The sequence below is a fragment of the Flavobacterium fluviale genome (genome assembly GCF_003312915.1).
GTDB classification, from domain to species: domain Bacteria; phylum Bacteroidota; class Bacteroidia; order Flavobacteriales; family Flavobacteriaceae; genus Flavobacterium; species Flavobacterium fluviale.
In genome coordinates, this window is record NZ_CP030261.1 from 4,033,492 (window position 1) to 4,052,990 (window position 19,499).

General features: G+C 34.6%; 14 protein-coding genes. 2 read left to right on the top strand and 12 right to left on the bottom strand.

From position 1 onward, the window contains the following. Positions 1–258: 258 nt before the first annotated feature. The 9 genes from HYN86_RS17395 to HYN86_RS17435 all read right to left on the bottom strand — a co-directional run bounded on the left by HYN86_RS17395 (position 259) and on the right by HYN86_RS17435 (position 11,343). Entirely contained in the window at positions 259–1,881 is a 1,623-nt protein-coding gene (locus tag HYN86_RS17395) for a UxaA family hydrolase (protein WP_113679984.1), read from the bottom strand. A gap of 37 nt (positions 1,882–1,918) precedes the next feature. Beyond that, positions 1,919–3,364, bottom strand: a complete 1,446-nt coding sequence (locus HYN86_RS17400; RefSeq protein ID WP_113679195.1) for a tagaturonate reductase — start codon at positions 3,362–3,364, stop codon at positions 1,919–1,921. A 218-nt stretch (positions 3,365–3,582) separates the two neighbouring features. Further along, positions 3,583–4,251, bottom strand: a complete 669-nt coding sequence (locus HYN86_RS17405; protein WP_057116188.1) for a bifunctional 4-hydroxy-2-oxoglutarate aldolase/2-dehydro-3-deoxy-phosphogluconate aldolase — start codon at positions 4,249–4,251, stop codon at positions 3,583–3,585. A 10-nt stretch (positions 4,252–4,261) separates the two neighbouring features. Next, positions 4,262–5,284 (bottom strand): sugar kinase, encoded by a 1,023-nt coding sequence (locus HYN86_RS17410; RefSeq protein WP_113679196.1) that lies wholly within the window; start codon positions 5,282–5,284, stop codon positions 4,262–4,264. A gap of 63 nt (positions 5,285–5,347) precedes the next feature. Next, positions 5,348–6,751, bottom strand: coding sequence for a glucuronate isomerase (gene uxaC / locus HYN86_RS17415; protein WP_113679197.1), 1,404 nt, complete (start codon positions 6,749–6,751; stop codon positions 5,348–5,350). Between the two features lie 24 nt (positions 6,752–6,775). After that, positions 6,776–7,567 (bottom strand): gluconate 5-dehydrogenase, encoded by a 792-nt coding sequence (locus tag HYN86_RS17420; RefSeq protein WP_113679198.1) that lies wholly within the window; start codon positions 7,565–7,567, stop codon positions 6,776–6,778. A gap of 4 nt (positions 7,568–7,571) precedes the next feature. After that, positions 7,572–8,411 carry a 5-dehydro-4-deoxy-D-glucuronate isomerase gene (kduI, locus tag HYN86_RS17425; RefSeq protein ID WP_113679199.1) on the bottom strand — a complete coding sequence of 280 codons (840 nt, stop codon included), beginning with the start codon at positions 8,409–8,411 and terminating at the stop codon, positions 7,572–7,574. 98 nt (positions 8,412–8,509) lie between these two features. After that, positions 8,510–9,826: an MFS transporter gene (locus HYN86_RS17430; RefSeq protein WP_113679200.1), complete on the bottom strand. Its 1,317-nt coding sequence runs from the start codon at positions 9,824–9,826 to the stop codon at positions 8,510–8,512. Positions 9,827–9,873: 47 nt separating this feature from the next. Continuing rightward, positions 9,874–11,343 carry an MFS transporter gene (locus HYN86_RS17435; protein ID WP_113679201.1) on the bottom strand — a complete coding sequence of 490 codons (1,470 nt, stop codon included), beginning with the start codon at positions 11,341–11,343 and terminating at the stop codon, positions 9,874–9,876. Between the two features lie 406 nt (positions 11,344–11,749). On the opposite strand from HYN86_RS17435, the gene HYN86_RS17440 reads away from it, so the two are divergent. Then, positions 11,750–12,688, top strand: a complete 939-nt coding sequence (locus HYN86_RS17440) for an alpha/beta hydrolase (RefSeq protein WP_113679202.1) — start codon at positions 11,750–11,752, stop codon at positions 12,686–12,688. Between the two features lie 88 nt (positions 12,689–12,776). Here the strand turns inward: HYN86_RS17440 and HYN86_RS17445 are convergent, their stop codons facing one another. The 3 genes from HYN86_RS17445 to HYN86_RS17455 form a co-directional block, all read right to left on the bottom strand. Continuing rightward, complete coding sequence (locus HYN86_RS17445; RefSeq protein ID WP_113679203.1) at positions 12,777–14,219, bottom strand: PepSY-associated TM helix domain-containing protein; 1,443 nt, start codon at positions 14,217–14,219, stop codon at positions 12,777–12,779. 77 nt (positions 14,220–14,296) lie between these two features. Continuing rightward, positions 14,297–15,529 carry a DUF4374 domain-containing protein gene (locus tag HYN86_RS17450; protein WP_113679204.1) on the bottom strand — a complete coding sequence of 411 codons (1,233 nt, stop codon included), beginning with the start codon at positions 15,527–15,529 and terminating at the stop codon, positions 14,297–14,299. A gap of 24 nt (positions 15,530–15,553) precedes the next feature. After that, positions 15,554–17,950 carry a TonB-dependent receptor gene (locus HYN86_RS17455; protein ID WP_113679205.1) on the bottom strand — a complete coding sequence of 799 codons (2,397 nt, stop codon included), beginning with the start codon at positions 17,948–17,950 and terminating at the stop codon, positions 15,554–15,556. 107 nt (positions 17,951–18,057) lie between these two features. Between HYN86_RS17455 and HYN86_RS17460 the strand changes: the two genes are divergently transcribed. Beyond that, complete coding sequence (locus HYN86_RS17460; protein ID WP_113679206.1) at positions 18,058–19,086, top strand: AraC family transcriptional regulator; 1,029 nt, start codon at positions 18,058–18,060, stop codon at positions 19,084–19,086. Positions 19,087–19,499 lie beyond the last annotated feature (413 nt).

Genomic DNA, 19,499 nt, shown 5'->3' on the forward strand with positions numbered 1-19,499 from the left:
ATGGGCTTTTTTTTTGCAAGCTTCAGAGAAGCGAAATATTTATAGCAAAGAATAAAGATTCACAGCATCAAGCAGAAGAGCGTTATATTTTTCTACAGCCTAGATTTATGTCGCTCCTCTGGAGTTCTCTCTAAAAAAAATAGACGCACTGCAGTGCGTCTCTACGGATAAACCTAACAAAAAAAAGACGCACTAGATTGTGCGTCTTCTATATAAACCTTTGTCACTTTGCTCCTTAGAACCTTAGTACCTAAAAATTTAAAGCGATACCCCTCTTTTCCAAGGAATAAAATCGTTCTGATTTAATATTGCAGCTTTAGTTTTAATGGTACCGCTGGCAACATCAATGATAAATTCTAACATTTCGTCAGCCATTTCATCAATTGATTTTTCTCCAGTGATAATTCCACCCGTATCAATATCGATAATATCAGACATTTTATTCGCTAACTGCGTGTTTGATGAAATTTTTACAACTGGTGCAATTGGGTTTCCTGTCGGAGTTCCTAAACCTGTTGTAAACAGTACCATATTAGCTCCAGAACCTACCATTGCAGTTGTACATTCCACATCGTTTCCAGGAGTACATAGCAATGTAAAGCCTGCTTCATTAATATATTCTCCATAATCGTATACCCCTACAATTGGTGAAGTTCCTCCTTTTTTAGCTGCACCCGCCGATTTCATTGCATCTGTAATTAAACCGTCTTTGATGTTACCTGGAGACGGATTCATGTCAAATCCTGAACCTGCATCTACAACAGTTTTTTCGTACCACTGCATTAAATCTAAGAAACGTTTTCCATCTTTATCATCTACACAACGATTTACTAATTCCTGTTCTACTCCGCATAATTCAGGAAATTCAGAAAGAATTGTAGTTCCTCCTAAAGCAACTAAATGATCGGACAACACTCCCAACGTTGGGTTTGCAGAAATTCCAGAGAATCCGTCAGATCCACCGCACTCTAAACCAATTCTTAATTTAGATAATGGAGCTGGTTGTCTCTTAATTTCATTCGCCTTTTTAATAGCTTCAAAAGTATCTTTTACCACACTGCTTAACATCGTTTCAATTGTCCCGATAGACTGCTGATCGTAAATCAAAACAGGCTTTTTACTGTTTGGATTAATAGCATCTAAAGCTTCCTTGAAAATTGAAATTTGAAGATTCTGACATCCTAAACTCAAAACAGTTGCTCCAGCCACGTTTGGATTATTTACATAACCAGCCAAAAGCTTCGCTAAACTGTGAGAATCCTGACGAATTCCACCGCACCCACCTTGATGCGTGATGAATTTCACTTCGATATTATTGAACAAGTTAGCATCGTTTGAAGCTTCTTGATTTCCTGCTCCGCCAGTTTCTGATTTCACTAAAGAACGCAATAACAATTGATAGTCGTTTTCTTTAGGTTTCATCAATTCTTTCTCAAAGATATCTTTCAAGATTTCGATGTTTCTGTTTTCACAAAAAACTAATGGAAAAAACAACCATACATTTTCTGTTCCAACCTGTCCATCTTCTCTATGATAGCCCTGCCACGTTCTGTCTTTCCATTTATCAACATTTGGTGCATTCCAGCCAATAGTTTCTGTTTTACCAGTAACTTTATCACTTTCGTGTTTTACGTTTAAGGTAGAAAGCAATCCTCCTTTTTCGATTCTTGCACTAGCTTTTCCTACCAAAACACCGTACATAATGATCCTGTCTCCTACATTAAAAGGAACCATTGCAATCTTATGTTTCATTTTTACATCAGACTCAACAGTAATTGATTCTCCTTCAAAATCAATTACTTCGCCTGCTGTAAGATTTACCAAAGCTACCGCTACGTTATCAGTAGGATGAACTTTTATTAATTTTTTCTGCGTTGCCATAATTAACCTTTGTTCTTTGTTCTTTTTGTGTGTTTTTTTATTTGATTCTTTCTTGAAACTTAGCGAAGCCAGCTTCAATACCATTTGCATCAATTTCTTCTAATGCAATTGTAATTGCTTTTGTTAATCCTGGGATTTCTGTTAAGTCTTCATCCCAGAAATTTTTATTTTGTAATGTCAAACGAGCGATTTTCTCGTAATCATCAGATTTCCAAAGTCCGTTAAAGAAAGTTGTAATATCTTCACCATCTTTAACCGGTAAACTTTGACCATTCCACGTTCCTTTGTAGAAACGAATTAAACTTGCTAATGAAAAAGTCAAATTAACAGGCAATTTTTGGTTAGCCTTATAATATCCTAATAAACTAGGCAGAACTCTAACTTTGAATTTCGATACAGAATTCAATGCAATATCAGCAAGTGCATGTTTGATAAATGGGTTTTTAAATCGGTCCATTACTTCCTCAGAATAGGCCGTAATTTCATTTTTGTCCATATCAAGAGTTTCACTAATTTCACTAATGACGCTGTTTACAAATTTTCCAGTAAAATCTCCGTTAACAGTTTCCATTACTAATTTATTACCATGCAAAAGTGAACAAGGAACCATTGCCGTGTGCGCACCGTTTAAAATACGAACTTTAATCATTTTAAAAGGACGTATATCATCAACGATTTTTACATTCAACTCTGTTTTATGAAATGGCAATTTTGCTTTTAAATCATCTCCGCCTTCAATAGCCCAAAGGAAAAAAGGTTCGGCCGCAACAATTAAATTGTCCTCATAATCTAATTTATTATTGTATTCTTCAATTTCAGCTCTTGGATATCCAGGAACGATTCTGTCAACCAAAGTACTATGATACGTACAAGCATCTGATACCCAAGTTTTAAATGCATCTTCTAATTTCCATAAATCAACATATTGTAAAATATATTTTTTCAGTGTCTCAGAGTTATAATCAATTAATTCACAAGGAATTATGGTAACTCCTTTAGATGCATCTCCATTGAAATGTTTAAATCTTTCATATAATAAAACCGTCAATTTTGCAGGAAATGACACTGGTGGCTGCATGTCTGGAGTATCACTTTCGATAAATTCAATTCCAGCTTCTGTAGTATTAGAAACAATAAACTGAAGTTCTTCTTCTTTGGCTAAAGCCAAATAATCTGCAAATTCAGTATAAGGGTTTATCGTTTTTACAATATTGGTAATTAACTCAATATCTTGTATTTTTTCACCTTTTTTAATTCCGTTCATAAATAAGGTATAAAGACCGTCCTGATCATTAATCATATTTACCATACCGTCTTTCAAAGGCTGCACTATTGCAATACCGGCATTAAAATCAACTTCTTTATTTAGTTTGTCAAAAGCATAATCAACAAAGGCTCTTAAAAAGTTACCCTCTCCAAACTGAACTACCTTAATTGGCTGTAACTTTTCTAATCCTGTATTTATTCTATTTAATTTTTTCATTTTAAATTTTCTTTAATGCGTTATAAATAACCATTTACAAACCTTATTTCTTTATTTCTGCCTTTTAAATTGTAAATGAAACATTACACCCGATTAGCAAATAAAACCTGCTGTGAGGAATGGCGGGTAAAATTTTTCAAGCGTAATGTTCAATTACAATCTCTAAAAATCTAAAAAAAACTTATAAAATAAGGAGTTCGGCATGATTACCCCTTAATCTATTTTCTAATCTCTTTTATAATGTCAAGAACTTGACTGACTTTTGCAGTCAATCCGTCAAAGTCTTTATTTTCTAATATATCTTTTGAAATTAACTGCGAACCTAAACCAACGCAGGTTGCACCTGCATTTAACCATGAACTCAGACTTTCTTTTGTAGGGTAAACACCTCCTGTAGGCATGATGTTTGTCCACGGACAAGGTCCTTTTATGGCTTTTATAAATTCTGGTCCGTAAATATCTGCTGGAAATAATTTTACGATTTCACAGCCTAATTCTTCTGCTCTCGCAATTTCTGTTAAAGTACCACAGCCTGGTGACCACAATACTTTTCTACGATTACAAGCGATAGCAATATCTTCTCTAAAAACTGGTGTTACAATAAAATTTGCTCCTAAACTCATGTACAATGAAGCAGAAGCAGCATCTGTAATTGAGCCCACTCCTAAGATCATTCCTGGAAGTTCTGCCAAAGCGTACTTGTTTAAAGCGCCAAAAACTTCGTGTGCAAAATCACCTCTGCTGGTAAATTCCATTAATCTAGAACCACCGTCGTAACATGCTTTTAAAACTTTTTTACTCAATTCGATATCAGAATGAAAAAATAACGGAACCATACCGTTTTCTTTCATTTGCGAAGCGACTTCAATTCTTGAATATTTTGCCATTTTTATTTTTTTATCTTGATACTAATGCAGAGCCATCACCATCAATCATATTTTCAACTTCTTTCAATGTAACCAAGTTGTAATCGCCTGCAATAGTATGTTTTAAACAACATGCTGCAACTGCAAAATCTAATGCTCTTTGGTTATTATTTTGGTATTCCAGCAGACCATAAATTAGTCCGCCCATAAATGCATCTCCGCTTCCTACACGGTCGACTACTGGAGTAACTTCTTTAACTGCTGCGCTGTGAATTGCTTTTCCGTCAAATAAAATTCCTCCGATTCTTTGGTGAGAAGCACTTACAGAATAACGAAGTGTTGTCGCAGCGATTTCAAGGTTCGGAATAAATTCAAACAATTTTGTATATAAATTTGGAAGCGTTTTCTCGTCTTGATAATTCGGATTTACTTTAGGAATTCCCAACATAAAATACGCCGTATCAATATCTCCTAAAATCACATTGCTATATTTTAACATTTCTGGCATTACCTCGCTTGGAGTTTTGCCATACTGCCAAAGTTTTGATCTGTAATTTAAATCGCATGAAATTTTAATTCCTAATTTATGAGCGACTTTAATTGCTTCTAAACAAGCTTCTGCTGCACTTTCTGAAATCGCTGGTGTTATACCGCTCCAGTGAAACCATTCAGCTCCTTCTAAAACTTTTTCCCAATCAACCAGTCCTTTTTGAATAGTTGACATGGCACTGTGTGCACGATCGTAAACAACATTGCTTCCGCGTGTTCCTGCTCCAGTTTCTAAGAAATAGATTCCTAAACGTTCTCCTCCGTAAACAATGTTTTTAGATTCGACATTCATTTTTCTGATTTCTCTTAATGCAGAAAAACCAATTTCATTTTCTGGCAGTCTGGTAACAAATTCAGCATTAACTCCGTAATTTGCCAAAGAAACGCATACGTTAAATTCACCGCCGCCATACGTAGCACCAAATGCTGTAGACTGCGAAAAACGTAAATGTCTTTCTGTCGATAAACGCAGCATGATTTCTCCAAATGCAACTACTCTACTCATATTATATTTTTTTTGCCACTCCCGATAGCTATCAGGATTGTGAACTTTGCGGTTAACTTTTAATTAAAATTTGAAATATTCTTTAGCGTTGTTGTATGAAATATCAGAAACTAATTTACCGATCCATTCCATATCGTTTGGAAGTTCGCCTCTTTTGATTTCGTCTCCTAAAAGATTACATAAAATACGTCTGAAATATTCGTGTCTTGGGAACGATAAGAAACTTCTTGAGTCTGTAAGCATTCCAACAAAACAGCTGATTAAGCCCATATTGGAAAGCGCATTCAATTGTTTTGTCATTCCATCTTTCTGATCTAAGAACCACCATCCAGAACCAAATTGTACTTTTCCGCGAACGCTTCCGTCATTGAAATTTCCAATCATTGTTGCCATAACTTCGTTATCAGCAGGATTCAGGTTATAAATAATCGTTTTAGTCAATTTATCTTTACTGTCTAATGCATTTAAAAAGCCAGACAATTTTTGAGCCTGAGGATAATCTCCAATAGAATCCCATCCGGTATCTGGACCTAAGATTCTGTGCATACGTGCATTGTTGTTACGCAATGCTCCTAAATGAAACTGCTGTACCCACCCAAATTCGTGGTACGTTTCGCATAAGAAAATTAAAACAGCACTTTGGAATTTCAATGCTTCTTCTGGAGACAATTCTCCGTTTTCTCTTTTCTTTTTGAAAATAGCATTGATTTCACTTTCTGTAAAGTTTTCGAAGTAAATCTGATCTAAACCATGATCACTCAACTTACATCCGTTTGCATTAAAGAATTCAATTCTTTTTCTTAATGCTGCAAGTAAATCATCATAAGTGTTAATTGCAAGTCCGGACACATCCCCTAATGTGTCCAGATATGCATTATAACCATCATTAGCAATTAAGATGGCTTTATCAGGTCTGAAAGCCGTACTCATTTTGATTCCAACTGAATTGTTTGCGAATTTTTGGTGAAATTCTAACGAATCAATTGGATCTTCTGTAGTACAAACTAATTCAGCGTTTACTTTTTTAAGAAGATTCTGTGTGCTGTACGCCTGAGAATTTATTTTTTCTGAAGTTTCGATATAAATTTTCTCAGCAGATTTTTCATTCAGCAGATCATAAATATCAAAATAACGAGCTAATTCTAAATGTGTCCAGTGGTATAAAGGGTTACGCATCGTGTACGGAACTGTTTTTGCCCAGTTTAAGAACTTATCTTTATCTGAACCATTTCCTGTTACAAACTGCTCGTTAATTCCTAACGTACGCATTGCACGCCATTTGTAATGATCGCCGTTGATCCATACATTCGTTATATTATCAAAAATCTTATCTTCTGCAATAAACTGCGGATTAAGATGATTGTGATAATCAATAATTGGCTGATTTTTAGAATAATTATGATATAACTCTTCAGCGTATTTATTTTCTAATAAAAAATTGTCATGTATGAATGTATTTGCGCTCATGTCTTTTAAAATATAATTTGAGAATTATTCTTCGTTTGAAGGTTTTCCAATTGTAGCAAGGATTCCACCGTCAACATATAAAATGTGGCCGTTTACAAAATCACTCGCTTTTGATGATAAAAATATTGCCGCTCCGGCTAAATCACTTGGGTCTCCCCATTTTGCCGCTGGAGTTCTGCTAATAATAAAATCGTTAAACGGATGTCCGTCAACTCTAATTGGTTTTGTTTGTTCCGTTGCAAAATATCCTGGACCGATCCCGTTGATCTGAACATTGTATTTTGCCCATTCTGTAGCCATGTTTTTAGTCAGCATTTTTAAACCGCCTTTTGCAGCAGCGTAAGCAGAAACTGTGCTACGACCTAATTCACTCATCATAGAGCAAATGTTGATTATTTTTCCTTGTCTTCTTTCGATCATGCCTTTTGCAACATGCTTTGAAACGATAAACGGACTTACTAAATCAATATCAACTACTTCTCTAAAATCTGAAACTTCCATGTCTAACAATGGAATTCTTTTGATGATTCCGGCATTGTTGATTAAGATATCGATTGGACCAACTTCACTTTGGATTTTTTCAACCGCAGTTTTTACTTCTTGTTCGTCTGTTACATTAAATTTATACCCCACAGCATTGATTCCTTCTTTTTGAAGTTCAGCTACGGCGTCATCAATTTTTTGCTGAGATGAATTTCCGTTCACCACAATTGTAGCACCGGCTTCTCCAAGTCCTTTTGCCATTGCCATTCCCAGTCCGTGCGTACTTCCTGTAATAAGGGCTACTTTTCCTTTTATATCAAATAAGTTTGTCATATTCTTATCTTAAATCAGTGATTTTACAAACATCCATATCTCCGTAATCTAAGTTTTCACCTGCCATTCCCCAGATAAAAGTATAATTACTGGTTCCTGAGCCTGAGTGAATTGACCACGGCGGAGAAATAACTGCCTGATGATTGTTCATCCAGATATGTCTTGTTTCCTGAGGCTGTCCCATAAAGTGACAAACAGCCTGATCTTGTGGAATATCTAAATAGAAGTAAACTTCCATTCTACGGTCGTGTACGTGAGCCGGCATTGTATTCCAAACACTTCCCGGTTTTAATTCCGTCATTCCCATTTGCAATTGGCAGGTTGTAACAACACTTCCAATAATCATTTGGTTTACGGTACGGTGGTTAGCTGTTTCCATTGTTCCCAACTGTAATTTATTAGCTTCTGCTAAACTTACTTTTTTAGTTGGATAAGCAGTATGTGCTGGTGCCGAATTCAAATAAAATTTAGCAGGATTACTGCTGTCATCACTTTTAAAAATAACTTCTTTGTTTCCTGCTCCGATATACAAAGCATCTTTAAAACCTAATTCATAAGTAGTTCCTTCTACCACAACAGAACCGCTTCCTCCTACATTAATAATTCCTAATTCTCTTCTTTCTAAAAAGTAAGGAGCTTTAAGCGGATCAATAGTTTCTAAAATCAAATCTCCTTTTACCGGCACTGCAGAACCTGCAATATATCTGTCGTAATGAGAATAAACCAATACCACTTCATCTTCCTGCATTAGGTCATCAATTAAGAATTCTTCTCTTAATTGTTGTGTATCATATTTTTTTACAGCTTCTGGGCTTGACGCGTATCTTGAACTATATTTTGTCATAATTTCTATTTAATGTAATCGATTGCACAAAATTAATTTTTTATATTGAAAAACCATAATTCAAACCAAAATTTATTTCACTGCCGATCAATTTTTCTTTACAATTCTACTTTTTTCATTCTCGGAACCAGAATATGCATAATCAGCCAAGCCAATAAATACGAAGCTCCGCAGATACAGAACATAATGAAATATCCTGTTTCGATTTTCCCCAATTTAGTATAGTACACAAACATGTTTTTCTGCACTACTAAAGTCAATAATATACCGCCAAGCGCTCCAAACATTCCTCCCATCCCTGTAACCGACGCCGTTGCTTTTTTTGGAAACATATCTGAAACAGTTGTAAAAATATTGGCGCTCCAGGCCTGATGTGCTGAAACCGCCAGACCAATAACCAATATGGCAAACCACATATTTATTGTTCCTAAATATTGTGAAAACAAAACAGGAAGAACGGCAAATGCATAAATGAGCATACTGGTTTTACGAGCTTTGTAAGCAGGCCAATTATTGTTTATTAATTTTAACGGAAGCCAGCCTCCGCCAATACTTCCAACACTTCCTATCATGTATACCAGCGCACAAGGCCAGATAATTTCTGTTGCTGTAAGTTTGTATTCTTTCATCAAAAAATCCGGAAGCCAGAAGAGATAAAACCACCAAACAGGATCTGTCAATAATTTACCAATTGCAAAAGCCCAAGTCTGGCGAAACGACAATAATTTAATCCACGAAACTTTTTCTTTTGATTCTTCTTCTACTTCTTCAATTTTATCAGAAGTAATATATTCTAATTCTGCCTGAGACAGACGTTTTTGCTTTTGCGGGACTTCATAAAATAAAAACCATAGAACCAGCCAGACAAAACCAATTATTCCAGTTAAAATAAAAGCCCACTGCCATCCATATTTTTCGGCAATAAACGGTACGGTTAAAGGTACAATTATAGCTCCAATGTTACTTCCTGAATTGAAAATCCCCGTTGCTAAAGCTCTCTCTTTCTGCGGAAACCATTCAGCTGTTGCTTTTATCGCTGCCGGAAAGTTTCCTGCCTCTGTTATTCCTAAAAAAACACGGGCAATTAAAAATCCACCTGTTCCTGTTGCCAGTGCATGTCCAATTGCCGCTAAACTCCATAATCCGGTTGCAATTGCATAACCTAACTTTGTTCCTAACTTATCAATAATTCCCCCTGCAACCAGCATTCCCAAAGCATACGCTATTTTAAAAGCCAGTTCGATATTCGAATAATCAATTACCTCCTGCTCTGGTGTCCAATGAAAAGCTTCTGCTAAAAAAGGCCGAAGGTAACTTATTACATTTCTATCCAGATAATTGACAGTTGTAGCAAAAAACACTAAACTGCAAATAGTCCAACGGTATTTTCCTATTGCTGCATTAGCTTGGTTCATGATGTGGTTTTGGTTTAGGTTGGTTAGTTAGTTTTGAGAAATCTTGGTTAGAGATTTGTAATCGGTCTGTATTTTGGAACCAATGTTTTCATTACAATCCAGCCTGTTAAATAACAAACTGCACAGATTGAGAAGATGATAAAATATCCAGCTTCAATTCCTTTAAATCCCATGAAAACCATATCTGTTTCTTTAGCATGATCAAACAAAACCCCTGATCCTTTATTAATTAATGTCGAACCAATTCCACCTGCTAAACCTCCAATTCCCGTAATGGTTGCAATTGCTTTTTTAGGAAACATATCTCCAACGGTTGTAAAAATATTTGCCGACCAAGATTGATGCGCTGCACCAGCAATACCAATAATTATAACTGGAATCCAGTAACTAATATATCCTAACGGCTGTGCAATCAATGCTAACAATGGAAAAAATGCAAAAATCAACATCGCTCTCATTCTTCCTTCGTATGGATTCATTCCTTTTTTCTCTACGAAATAAGTTGGAAGCCATCCGCCGATAATTGACAATAAAGTAATCATATATAAAACAAACAATGGTAAGGCAGCTTGTGTAGAATCCATTCCGTAAACAGAACTTAAATATGCCGGTGTCCAGAATAAAAAGAACCACCAAACACCATCTGTCATAAATTTTCCGAATGCGAATGCCCAAGTTTGCTTATATTTGAAACACTCTAATAAAGACACTTTTGTAGTCGTTTCAGGAACGTAACCCACTAATTTACTATCGGCAATATCATCTTGCTGAATATAAGCTAATTCATCTGCTGTTACTTTTGAATGTCTTTCTGGTTTATCGTACATAAACATCCAGAATCCCATCCATACAAATCCTAAAGCTCCAATAATAATAAATGACATTTCCCAGCCAAATGACTTTGCAATAAAAGGAATTGTAATTGGTGCCGCTAAAGCTCCTACAGTTGCACCAGCATTGAAAATACTTGTTGCAAAAGCTCTATCTTTTTTAGGAAAATATTCTGCTGTAGTTTTAATTGCTGCGGGAAAGTTTCCAGCTTCACCCACTGCCAAAACAAAACGGGCGAAAATAAAAAGAGCAACACTTACATTGATTACCAATGCAGTATCACTTATAGTGCTGATTATTTCTTTTGAACCATGAAACCCTACAAACCATTCGCCTGTGATAATTCCTGAAGTTGCGATACCGCAAAATGCATGAAGACAAGCCCCTACAGACCAAATCCCGATTGCCCAAAGAAATCCTTTTTTAGTATCTAACCAGTCTACAAATCTTCCTGCGAACAATAGCGAAACTGCATAAAAAATAGAAAACAACGCTGTAATATTTCCGTAATCATTATTGGTCCAATGAAATTCTGGCGCGATAAAATCGCTCCAAGTCAGCGAAAGTACTTGTCTGTCCAAATAATTAATTGTAGTTGCAAAAAACAACAATGCACAAATACTCCAACGGTATTTTCCTGTAGATTTGACATTCTCATTCACGGCAACAGTTTCGGTTTGATTCATAGTAAGTGGGTATTATAGTTTTGTAATTTTTGGTAATCTCAACCTATAGCATTTACTTCTTTTTAAAAATGTTAAAATCAATATTTTAACATTCACTGAAAGAAATAATGTAATCGATTGCACAAATATAGTTTTTAATCTCTACAATCCAAATAAATTGTATAAAAAATTATTTTAACTATTTAAATAAACATATTACATAAAAAAAAGAATACAAAATTACACATTAAACAATATATTTGTTAAAACTTAAGAGGTGAAATTCATCCTTTTTATGGGGTAAAATTGTCCTGTTGAAATGTCTTTCCAATCAATTTTATTCTAATTTTACTTTTTCGAACAAACGGTTGCATTTTTCACAACAAAAGCAAATAAGTATTTAAAAATCAAATAATTACAAAATAAATTGAAAAATAAAACAACACAACTATTAAGAGGAATTACTTTGGGTTTTCTACTGCTTTCTGGAATATTTTCCAGCAGCGCACAGAATCAGGTAATTCCGTTATGGAATAAAATTCCAGACGAAATAAAAGCAGCAGATTATAAGGAAAAAGAAAGTATTACTGACGGAAAACTGCAAAGTACAACTCAGGTTTCTATTCCAACTCTAAGTATTTTTCTTCCTAAAGATGCAAAGCCTAATCAAACTGCGGTAATCATTTGTCCCGGCGGAGGTTATATGCATTTAGCTTTTGATAAAGAAGGAACAAAAGTAGCCGAATGGTTCAACAGCTTGGGAATTGCGGCTTTTGTATTAAAATATCGTCTCCCGAACGATTTGATCATGAAGAATAAAAATGTTGGTCCATTACAAGATGCCCAAGAGGCAGTTCGTTATGTAAGACAAAATGCAGCAAAATTAAATATTGATCCGAATAAGATTGGAATTTTAGGTTTTTCTGCGGGCGGACATTTAGCTTCAACTCTATCTACTCACTATGATGATAAAGTTTATGAATCTACATATAAAGTTAGCGCACGCCCCGATTTTTCTCTTTTAATGTATCCTGTTATTTCAATGGAAAAGCAAATTACGCATAAAGGTTCGCAGACTAATTTACTTGGCAACAATCCGTCACAAGATTTAATTGATTCTTATTCAAATGAAAAGAAAGTTACGTCTCAAACGCCTCCAGCATTCTTAATTCATGCGACAGATGATACAGTTGTTATACCAGAAAACAGTATTAATTATTATTTGGCACTTAAAAAGAACGGAGTTAAAGCGGAGTTACATTTATATGAAAAAGGCGGCCACGGTTTTGGATTAGGAGTAAATGACACTAGTAAATTCTGGACAAGAGATTGTGTAGAATGGCTAAAAGCTAATGGTTATAACTAAAAAATAAAAAAGGCAAAACTTTTACAAGTTTTGCCTTTTGATCAAAAAAAAAAAAACAAAAAGGAATTTAAAAAACCATTTTTTTATTTTAAGCAGTAACTTCTTCTGCTGCGTTTCTTTTCAATTTCGGAGCAGGAATTGCTTTACTGGCTGTTTTTGGTTTCGATGCAGGTGTTTTCTTTTTGCCAAATTTTTGTTTTCCCCACCAAATAATAAATCCTGTAATAGGTAAACTGGCAGAAATTAAACTAGCGAGAAACGCAATAATTTTACCTGTCAAACCAAGAACGCTTCCTACGTGAATATCATAATTCATTCTTCGGATCTTATCTGGAATATTGGCTTCCATATATTTCCCAGAAAAAGGCGTTTTAATGGAAATCTCTTTCAAAGTCTGCTGATCAAAACTATAGCGGTCCATGTTATAAAAAGTATGTCTCTGCTTGTAAACAAATGCACCAATAGGATCTGCAGGTTTAGAAGGAATACTAATCATGATTCCCGCTGCCTGAGGGTTTTCTTTTTTAATATTCAACAATAATTTATCGGCCGTTGTAATATTAAATGCCTTAACATTAGTTGTATCCGATTTTGGTGATTCGCGATTTTCTGTCAATGGTGTTCCACCTGAAGTTACCCAGTACAATGATTTGCTCCACCAGCCAAAACTCCATACTAAACCAGTTACGGAAATAAAAAACAGAAAAATACAGCTGTAAAATCCGAACACATTGTGTAAATCGTAATTGACGCGCTTAAAACTTGCGTCCCATTTTATTTTAAAACTTTTATCTATAATTGATTTTATCCATTTTGTAGGCCACCACAAAACAATTCCAGAAATTAAAAGAAAAACAAAAATCAGAACCGCAACTCCTACAATTGGGCGTCCTATATCATACGGAAGCCATAAGGCACGATGACCGTTTAAAATCCATCTGAAAAAATCTGGCGATTCTCCTCTAGAAAAGGTTTTAACATTCAGGATTTCCCCAGTATAAGGATTCATATAAACACTTATAAAAGTCCCGCTTCTTCTTCCGCCTTTTCCTTTTTTACCTTTTTCTTTTCCTTTTTCATTCGGCTGCGCTTTTAAGTCCGACTTTGCTTTTACACTTTCATTTTTAGCAAAGTTTTTTCTCTTATCGTCTCGTTTGCGTTCACCTCTTTCTCTCCCGCTTTTGCTGCCTTCTTCTTTTTTCTCCACAAAATAACCTACAATAGCTGCTTCGTCTTTTTCTCCAAAAGTAACGCTGGCTGCATGTTTGTCTTTCATTTTCTTATCTGCAATTGTAACCAATTGAGATGGAAGCATAAATGCCTTTTCCTGTGGCTTTACAAAACGCCAGTCTTCAATAAAGTCCTTAATTTCATTTTCGAAAACATATATACAGCCCGTAAGACTGACAATCACTACAATAATTCCAGATGCCAGACCAAGCCACAAATGGAGCCATGCCATAACACGCTTAAAAAGCGATTTTTTACTTTTTTTCTTAGTATTAGGTTTTGGTTTTGAAAAAGAAAACATAATTGGATAGATAAATTGGATAAATAAAAAAACCGTAAGTCCCCATATAAGAATAAGGACTTACGGTAAAAAAAATATTAGTATTTTAATTTCTGAATTGCAGTAATTTGTCCGCCTTCCACTTTCATACCTCTTGTTGCTGCAGCTGTTGAACCATTGATAGAATAAATCCAGTTTCCGTCTGGAGTATTGATACCAACAATTGCAGAATTTCCGTCTTCAGAAGTAATATTATAACGGCTTGTAACAGACGTTAATGTTGCAGGTGCATTTGTAACCCAAGTAAATGTCTGGTTGTAAACATCGGCAATAGCCATTTTAACTGCACCATTGTTTTTTCCAACATTTCCGTACATTAACAATAAGAATTTACCTTTTGAAATGTAAGAAGTAGAAGAAATTTTATATCCTCCAGATTTTTCCTGAACATTAAAGAAGTAAGATTGATCAAACTCTGTAGTTCCTTTTTTGATTTTTACAACCGCAGAAGGTTTTGTAGAAGTCAAAACAGCATTACTTGTAGCGATAGCTCCAGAGAACCCGTAAGCATCTCCATTTTCGTCTTGGAATAATCCGTTTGTAAAATAAGCACCTAAATAACTTGTACGGTTATCTTTGATTACTTTTTCTAATTTAAGTTCTGGATAATTGTAAACCGCAACCCAAGTACTATCTGGATTTACAGTTCCGAAGTTATCTACACCGTCACCTTTAATACTCATGTATGGCATATAAACTTTATCACCTACTTGAGTTGCCCAGGTAAAGAAAGCTCTTTCGCCATTTTTAGCCAATACTTTAGTATCTTGTTGTGCCTCACCTGTAATTAATGATTTCTCTGCATCAATTTTGTACATAGAAGCAATTGAAGCACCACTTCTTGGAACCTTAATGGTTAAAATATCTTTGTTTACTGCAGCAAATACGTGAACAGTTTCGGCTTGGAAATCAGATTTCTTCACTAATTTTCCTTCTGCATTTAAGTTATAAGTTGTTACAGCTCCAGGATTTCCTTGTCCGTAAAGTAAACTAAAAAAGTTGTTTTGTGCTGTAATATAGTAACGGTACGTTCCGTCTTGTTCCAATCCGTTTCCTGTAGTTGTAATAGATCCTGTAGTTACATCGTCTGCAGTTAATAAATAATCTGCAATTCCTGCTGCTCCAGTTGTTGCAGTAATAATATATTTAGTTTTTCCAGTATCTGTTCCTCCACCTGTTGTGTCTTCTGGTTTATCTGAATCACTGCTGCAAGAAAAAGCTGTAAAAGCTAATACAGCTGATAATAACGCTAATTTGGTACTTTTTTTCATTGTAAATATGGTGTTTGTATTAAATTAATTATTTGATTTACTGAAGTAATATCTAAGTTTGATGTAAAAAGCTCTACTTGGTTTTTGCAAGGAGAAGTTGTCGTAAAGTTTATTATCCAAGAAGTTTTTACATTCAAAGGCAATGTTATACTTTCCGTTCGCAAGCGTGTACACTGCATTCAAATCGTGGCTGAACTGCTGCGGAATTTCTAATTTACTATCCTTGCTTCCCATACTTGGCCAAGACAAATAGTAAGTATGGACATAAAGTAAATTGTAGCCAACAGACAAATTATTTCCTTTTTTCCATAGATTGTTAAAGAATACTGTTGCATCGGCATTTCCAAAAAGAAATGGCATATTTGGAATTCTGTCTTTGTAAAAAGGAGAAACATAATTTTGATTTGGCTCATATTCAGTCATATTTCTAATATTCTGATACGTTGTATTGATACCAGCTGTAAAGCGGTTGCTGTATGAATATCTAATTTCCCCATCAATACCATAATTGGTTACTTTGCCTTGATTGACATTCGTAGTCATGGTTTGATTATTATTCAAGGTAGGACGAATAAAATCTGTTGCATTTCTATGTAAAAGATTCACATCAAATGACAGTGCATTTTTTACATTAAAACTCGTTTGATAACTTGCTCCAATATTAAAATTGTTACTAGTTTCTGGTTTTAAAGCCAGATTTCCTTCTAAATTATCATTTACATTTCCGAAGATTTCTTCAGGAGTCGGGAGTCTGTAACTCTTCTCAAAAGAAGCTTTTACCTGAAGATTACGTTTTATATAATAACTCGTCGCGGCACCGTAACCAGTTGTAGAAGTATTGTCAACATATTTTTGATAGGCAATATCGCCTGCATTTCCAGAAGGATTGTAACTTCTTGAATAAGTAGTTTTTAATGAATAATCTTTTAAAAATAAAGAAGTACTCCACTTTTCATTATAATCCAGTTTGTACCCTAAACCTAAAACATTTTTTTGTGTCTTTTTGGGCTGTTTGTATACCAAAGATTCAGGAACAAGTTCGTCACTTTCTTTACGGTCAAAAGTATTAAAAGTGTTATTGATCATAAATGAGTGTCTCTCATTCAGCGTGTAGGTTGCATTTGCTGTCGCTACACCATTATTATTATAAAACTTACGAAGTGTTCTGCTTCTTTCTCCGCCAGTACCTTCATACTGTTTGTAATCTCCAAACCAATTGTATCTTCTAAAAACTGTATCTACATTTTGTTCGAATCCAAAATTGTAATTACCCGTCACATTAACGTTAAGACCTTTGGTAAATAAATCTTTAACCTGATATTTCAAAGTCGGCATAACAATACTTCCTCTTCTGTAGATTTCTCCAAAAACGCTAACCATTCTTGCACCGGTCTGAATATCAGCTTTATTTTCACCTCCAGTAAAACCAATCATTAATTTATCGGCGTATTTTTTTCCTGTTACACCAATATTTACAATTACGGTTTCATTGCGGTATTTATCATGAAAACGTCTCACACGCTGATTGGGGAAATAGGCTCCCGTATTTAAGTCGGCTACATCGACGTTTACCCAATAATTATTATCTGAATAGTTTTGAAAAGCATTGATTTCTGTTGTAAATCCGCTTTTTGCGGTATAGCCCGCATTAATACTAGAGCGATGCGTATTAAAAGATCCGAAAGAATAAGAGGCATCTACAAAAGTTCTTGGCTTGCTGTTGTTAGTCACAATATTAATTGCACCTCCAAGAGCATCTCCGCCCAGCCAGATTGGCACAACTCCTTTATAAACTTCCACACGATCGGCAAGATTGATTGGAATATTATTCATTTGAAATGAAGAACCAAAATTATCCATTGGAACTCCGTCAATAAAAACTTTGATTTGATTACCCGAAAATCCGTTTATAGAAAGTTCAGATCTCGAACCAACTCCTCCTGCTTCGCGGTTACGAACTCCAGAAACACGATCTAAGGCATGAGATAAATCGAGTGTTGAATTGTGTAATTTTTTAGCATCAATTGCCGTCACGCTGTAAGCTTGTTTATTTACTTTTTCAGTTTGTGTTCGTCCAAGTACAGTTACGCTTTCTAACTCCTGTAATTCACTTTCTAACTGAACTGGAATATTTATGTTTATATCTGAAACTTCTATATTTTTTTTAAAGTTTGAAAAACCGATTGCGGAAATTTTTAAGGTATGTTTTCCAGGCTTAACATTTTTAAAAACGAAGTTTCCATTTTCATCGGAAATTATGCTTAAATCTGTTTTTTCGATAACTATTGTTGCAAACGGGACTGTCTGTCCAGATTTTTCAACGACTTGTCCACTTACCGTTACACCTTGATTTTGCTGGCAGTATGCAAAGAATGAAGAGCAGAAAAATGAAATAAAAAATAAAAATTTTTGAGTTGACATATTTTTAATTAGACTAATTATAAATAACTTTGGCGCAAAAGTACTCTCAACTGCTTTAAAAAAGTTAGGGAAAAACGGATTATTATTTTGTAAAAACGGATTAAATTTTGAAAATCACAGCCACCCTTTTAGCGCCGGAAACTCCAATAATTAAAATTCAAATTGGAGATAAATATTACCCAAAAAGTATACTGACAGAAGAAAATATCAACATAGAAAACAAAGGTTTAGAGAAAATTACAAGCAGACATCTCATTACCGAAGGCCTGGTTTTAATTGATACTCAAATGTATTATTCTAGTTCTAAAACCGTTGTTTTTGAAATTGACGAAGAATCTGTTATAATGAATTTTATTTACAACAGTAATGTAGAAACACACATCGACGAACTAGAAAGCGAAAAGTATTCTAAAGAAAATACCCACAACATTTTTTATACCCATAATTTTAACGCCACTTTTACAATTCCGGCTTTTACACCAACTAATTATTTATCAATTGTTCTCTCAAAAGATTTCTATTACAATATAATTAATGAAGACTGGCAGCTTCATGAAAAATTTTCAAAGAATATTCTCAATAAGCAATCGAGTTATTTAACTTCTAAATATCTGCCTTTTACACCTGCAATTCAATGGGTAATTCACGAAATTAAAAACTGTACACGCAAAGGCACTTTGAAGAGAATTTATATTGAAAGTAAAATTAAGGAACTTCTGATTTACCAGCTCGAAGCTATATTTCTGAATCCTTTATCTAAAAAGGAAGTCGACCACGAAGATTACAGCAAACTTTTAGAAGCAAAAAAAATACTAGAGAACGATTACAAAAACACTCCTACCCTCCCCGAACTCTCGAGACTTATTTCGCTAAACGAATTCAAACTCAAAAAAGGTTTTAAAGCTTGTTTTGGCACAACGGTAAAAAGCTATATCATCAAACTCAGGATGGAACACGCCAAAGAATTGTTTCAAAGTAAAGCAACTGTAAGCGATGTAGCTTACCAGTGCGGTTACAAAGATGTTTCGCATTTTTCCGCCGCTTTCAAAAGCTACTATGGATTTTCTCCTCAAAAATTTAAAATCAATACCGACATGATTCCGTTTTGGTTGATTGGTCTTTCACTTTTGGGTTAAAAAAAGGGTCTTAAAATTATGTCCGTCGACTTAATCTTAAAACCCTTAAAAATTTGACATTAATGTATATTCTAATTTATACAAAACCCACGATCAAATGAATCTGTCAATTAAATTCTAAAAAAACGTTTCTCCAAAAACAGTTTTCTATAGAAATTCTAAATAACATCTAAAAAGGTAAAGAGTGTCATTGTTTTCAAATTTCTATATGTCAAAATTATAATCCGCACGACAAATAACCTTACGGTTTTCCTCATATCACAGGAAATACAGCGCTTTTTTATCTATCAAAACAAAACAACAAACTGTTTATCAATAAACTAACTTTAAAACTTTAACATTACTTTTGCACATATAATAATCGATTATTTATTAAAAAGTGTAAAATTAACACTTAAACACGCTGTTCTTGT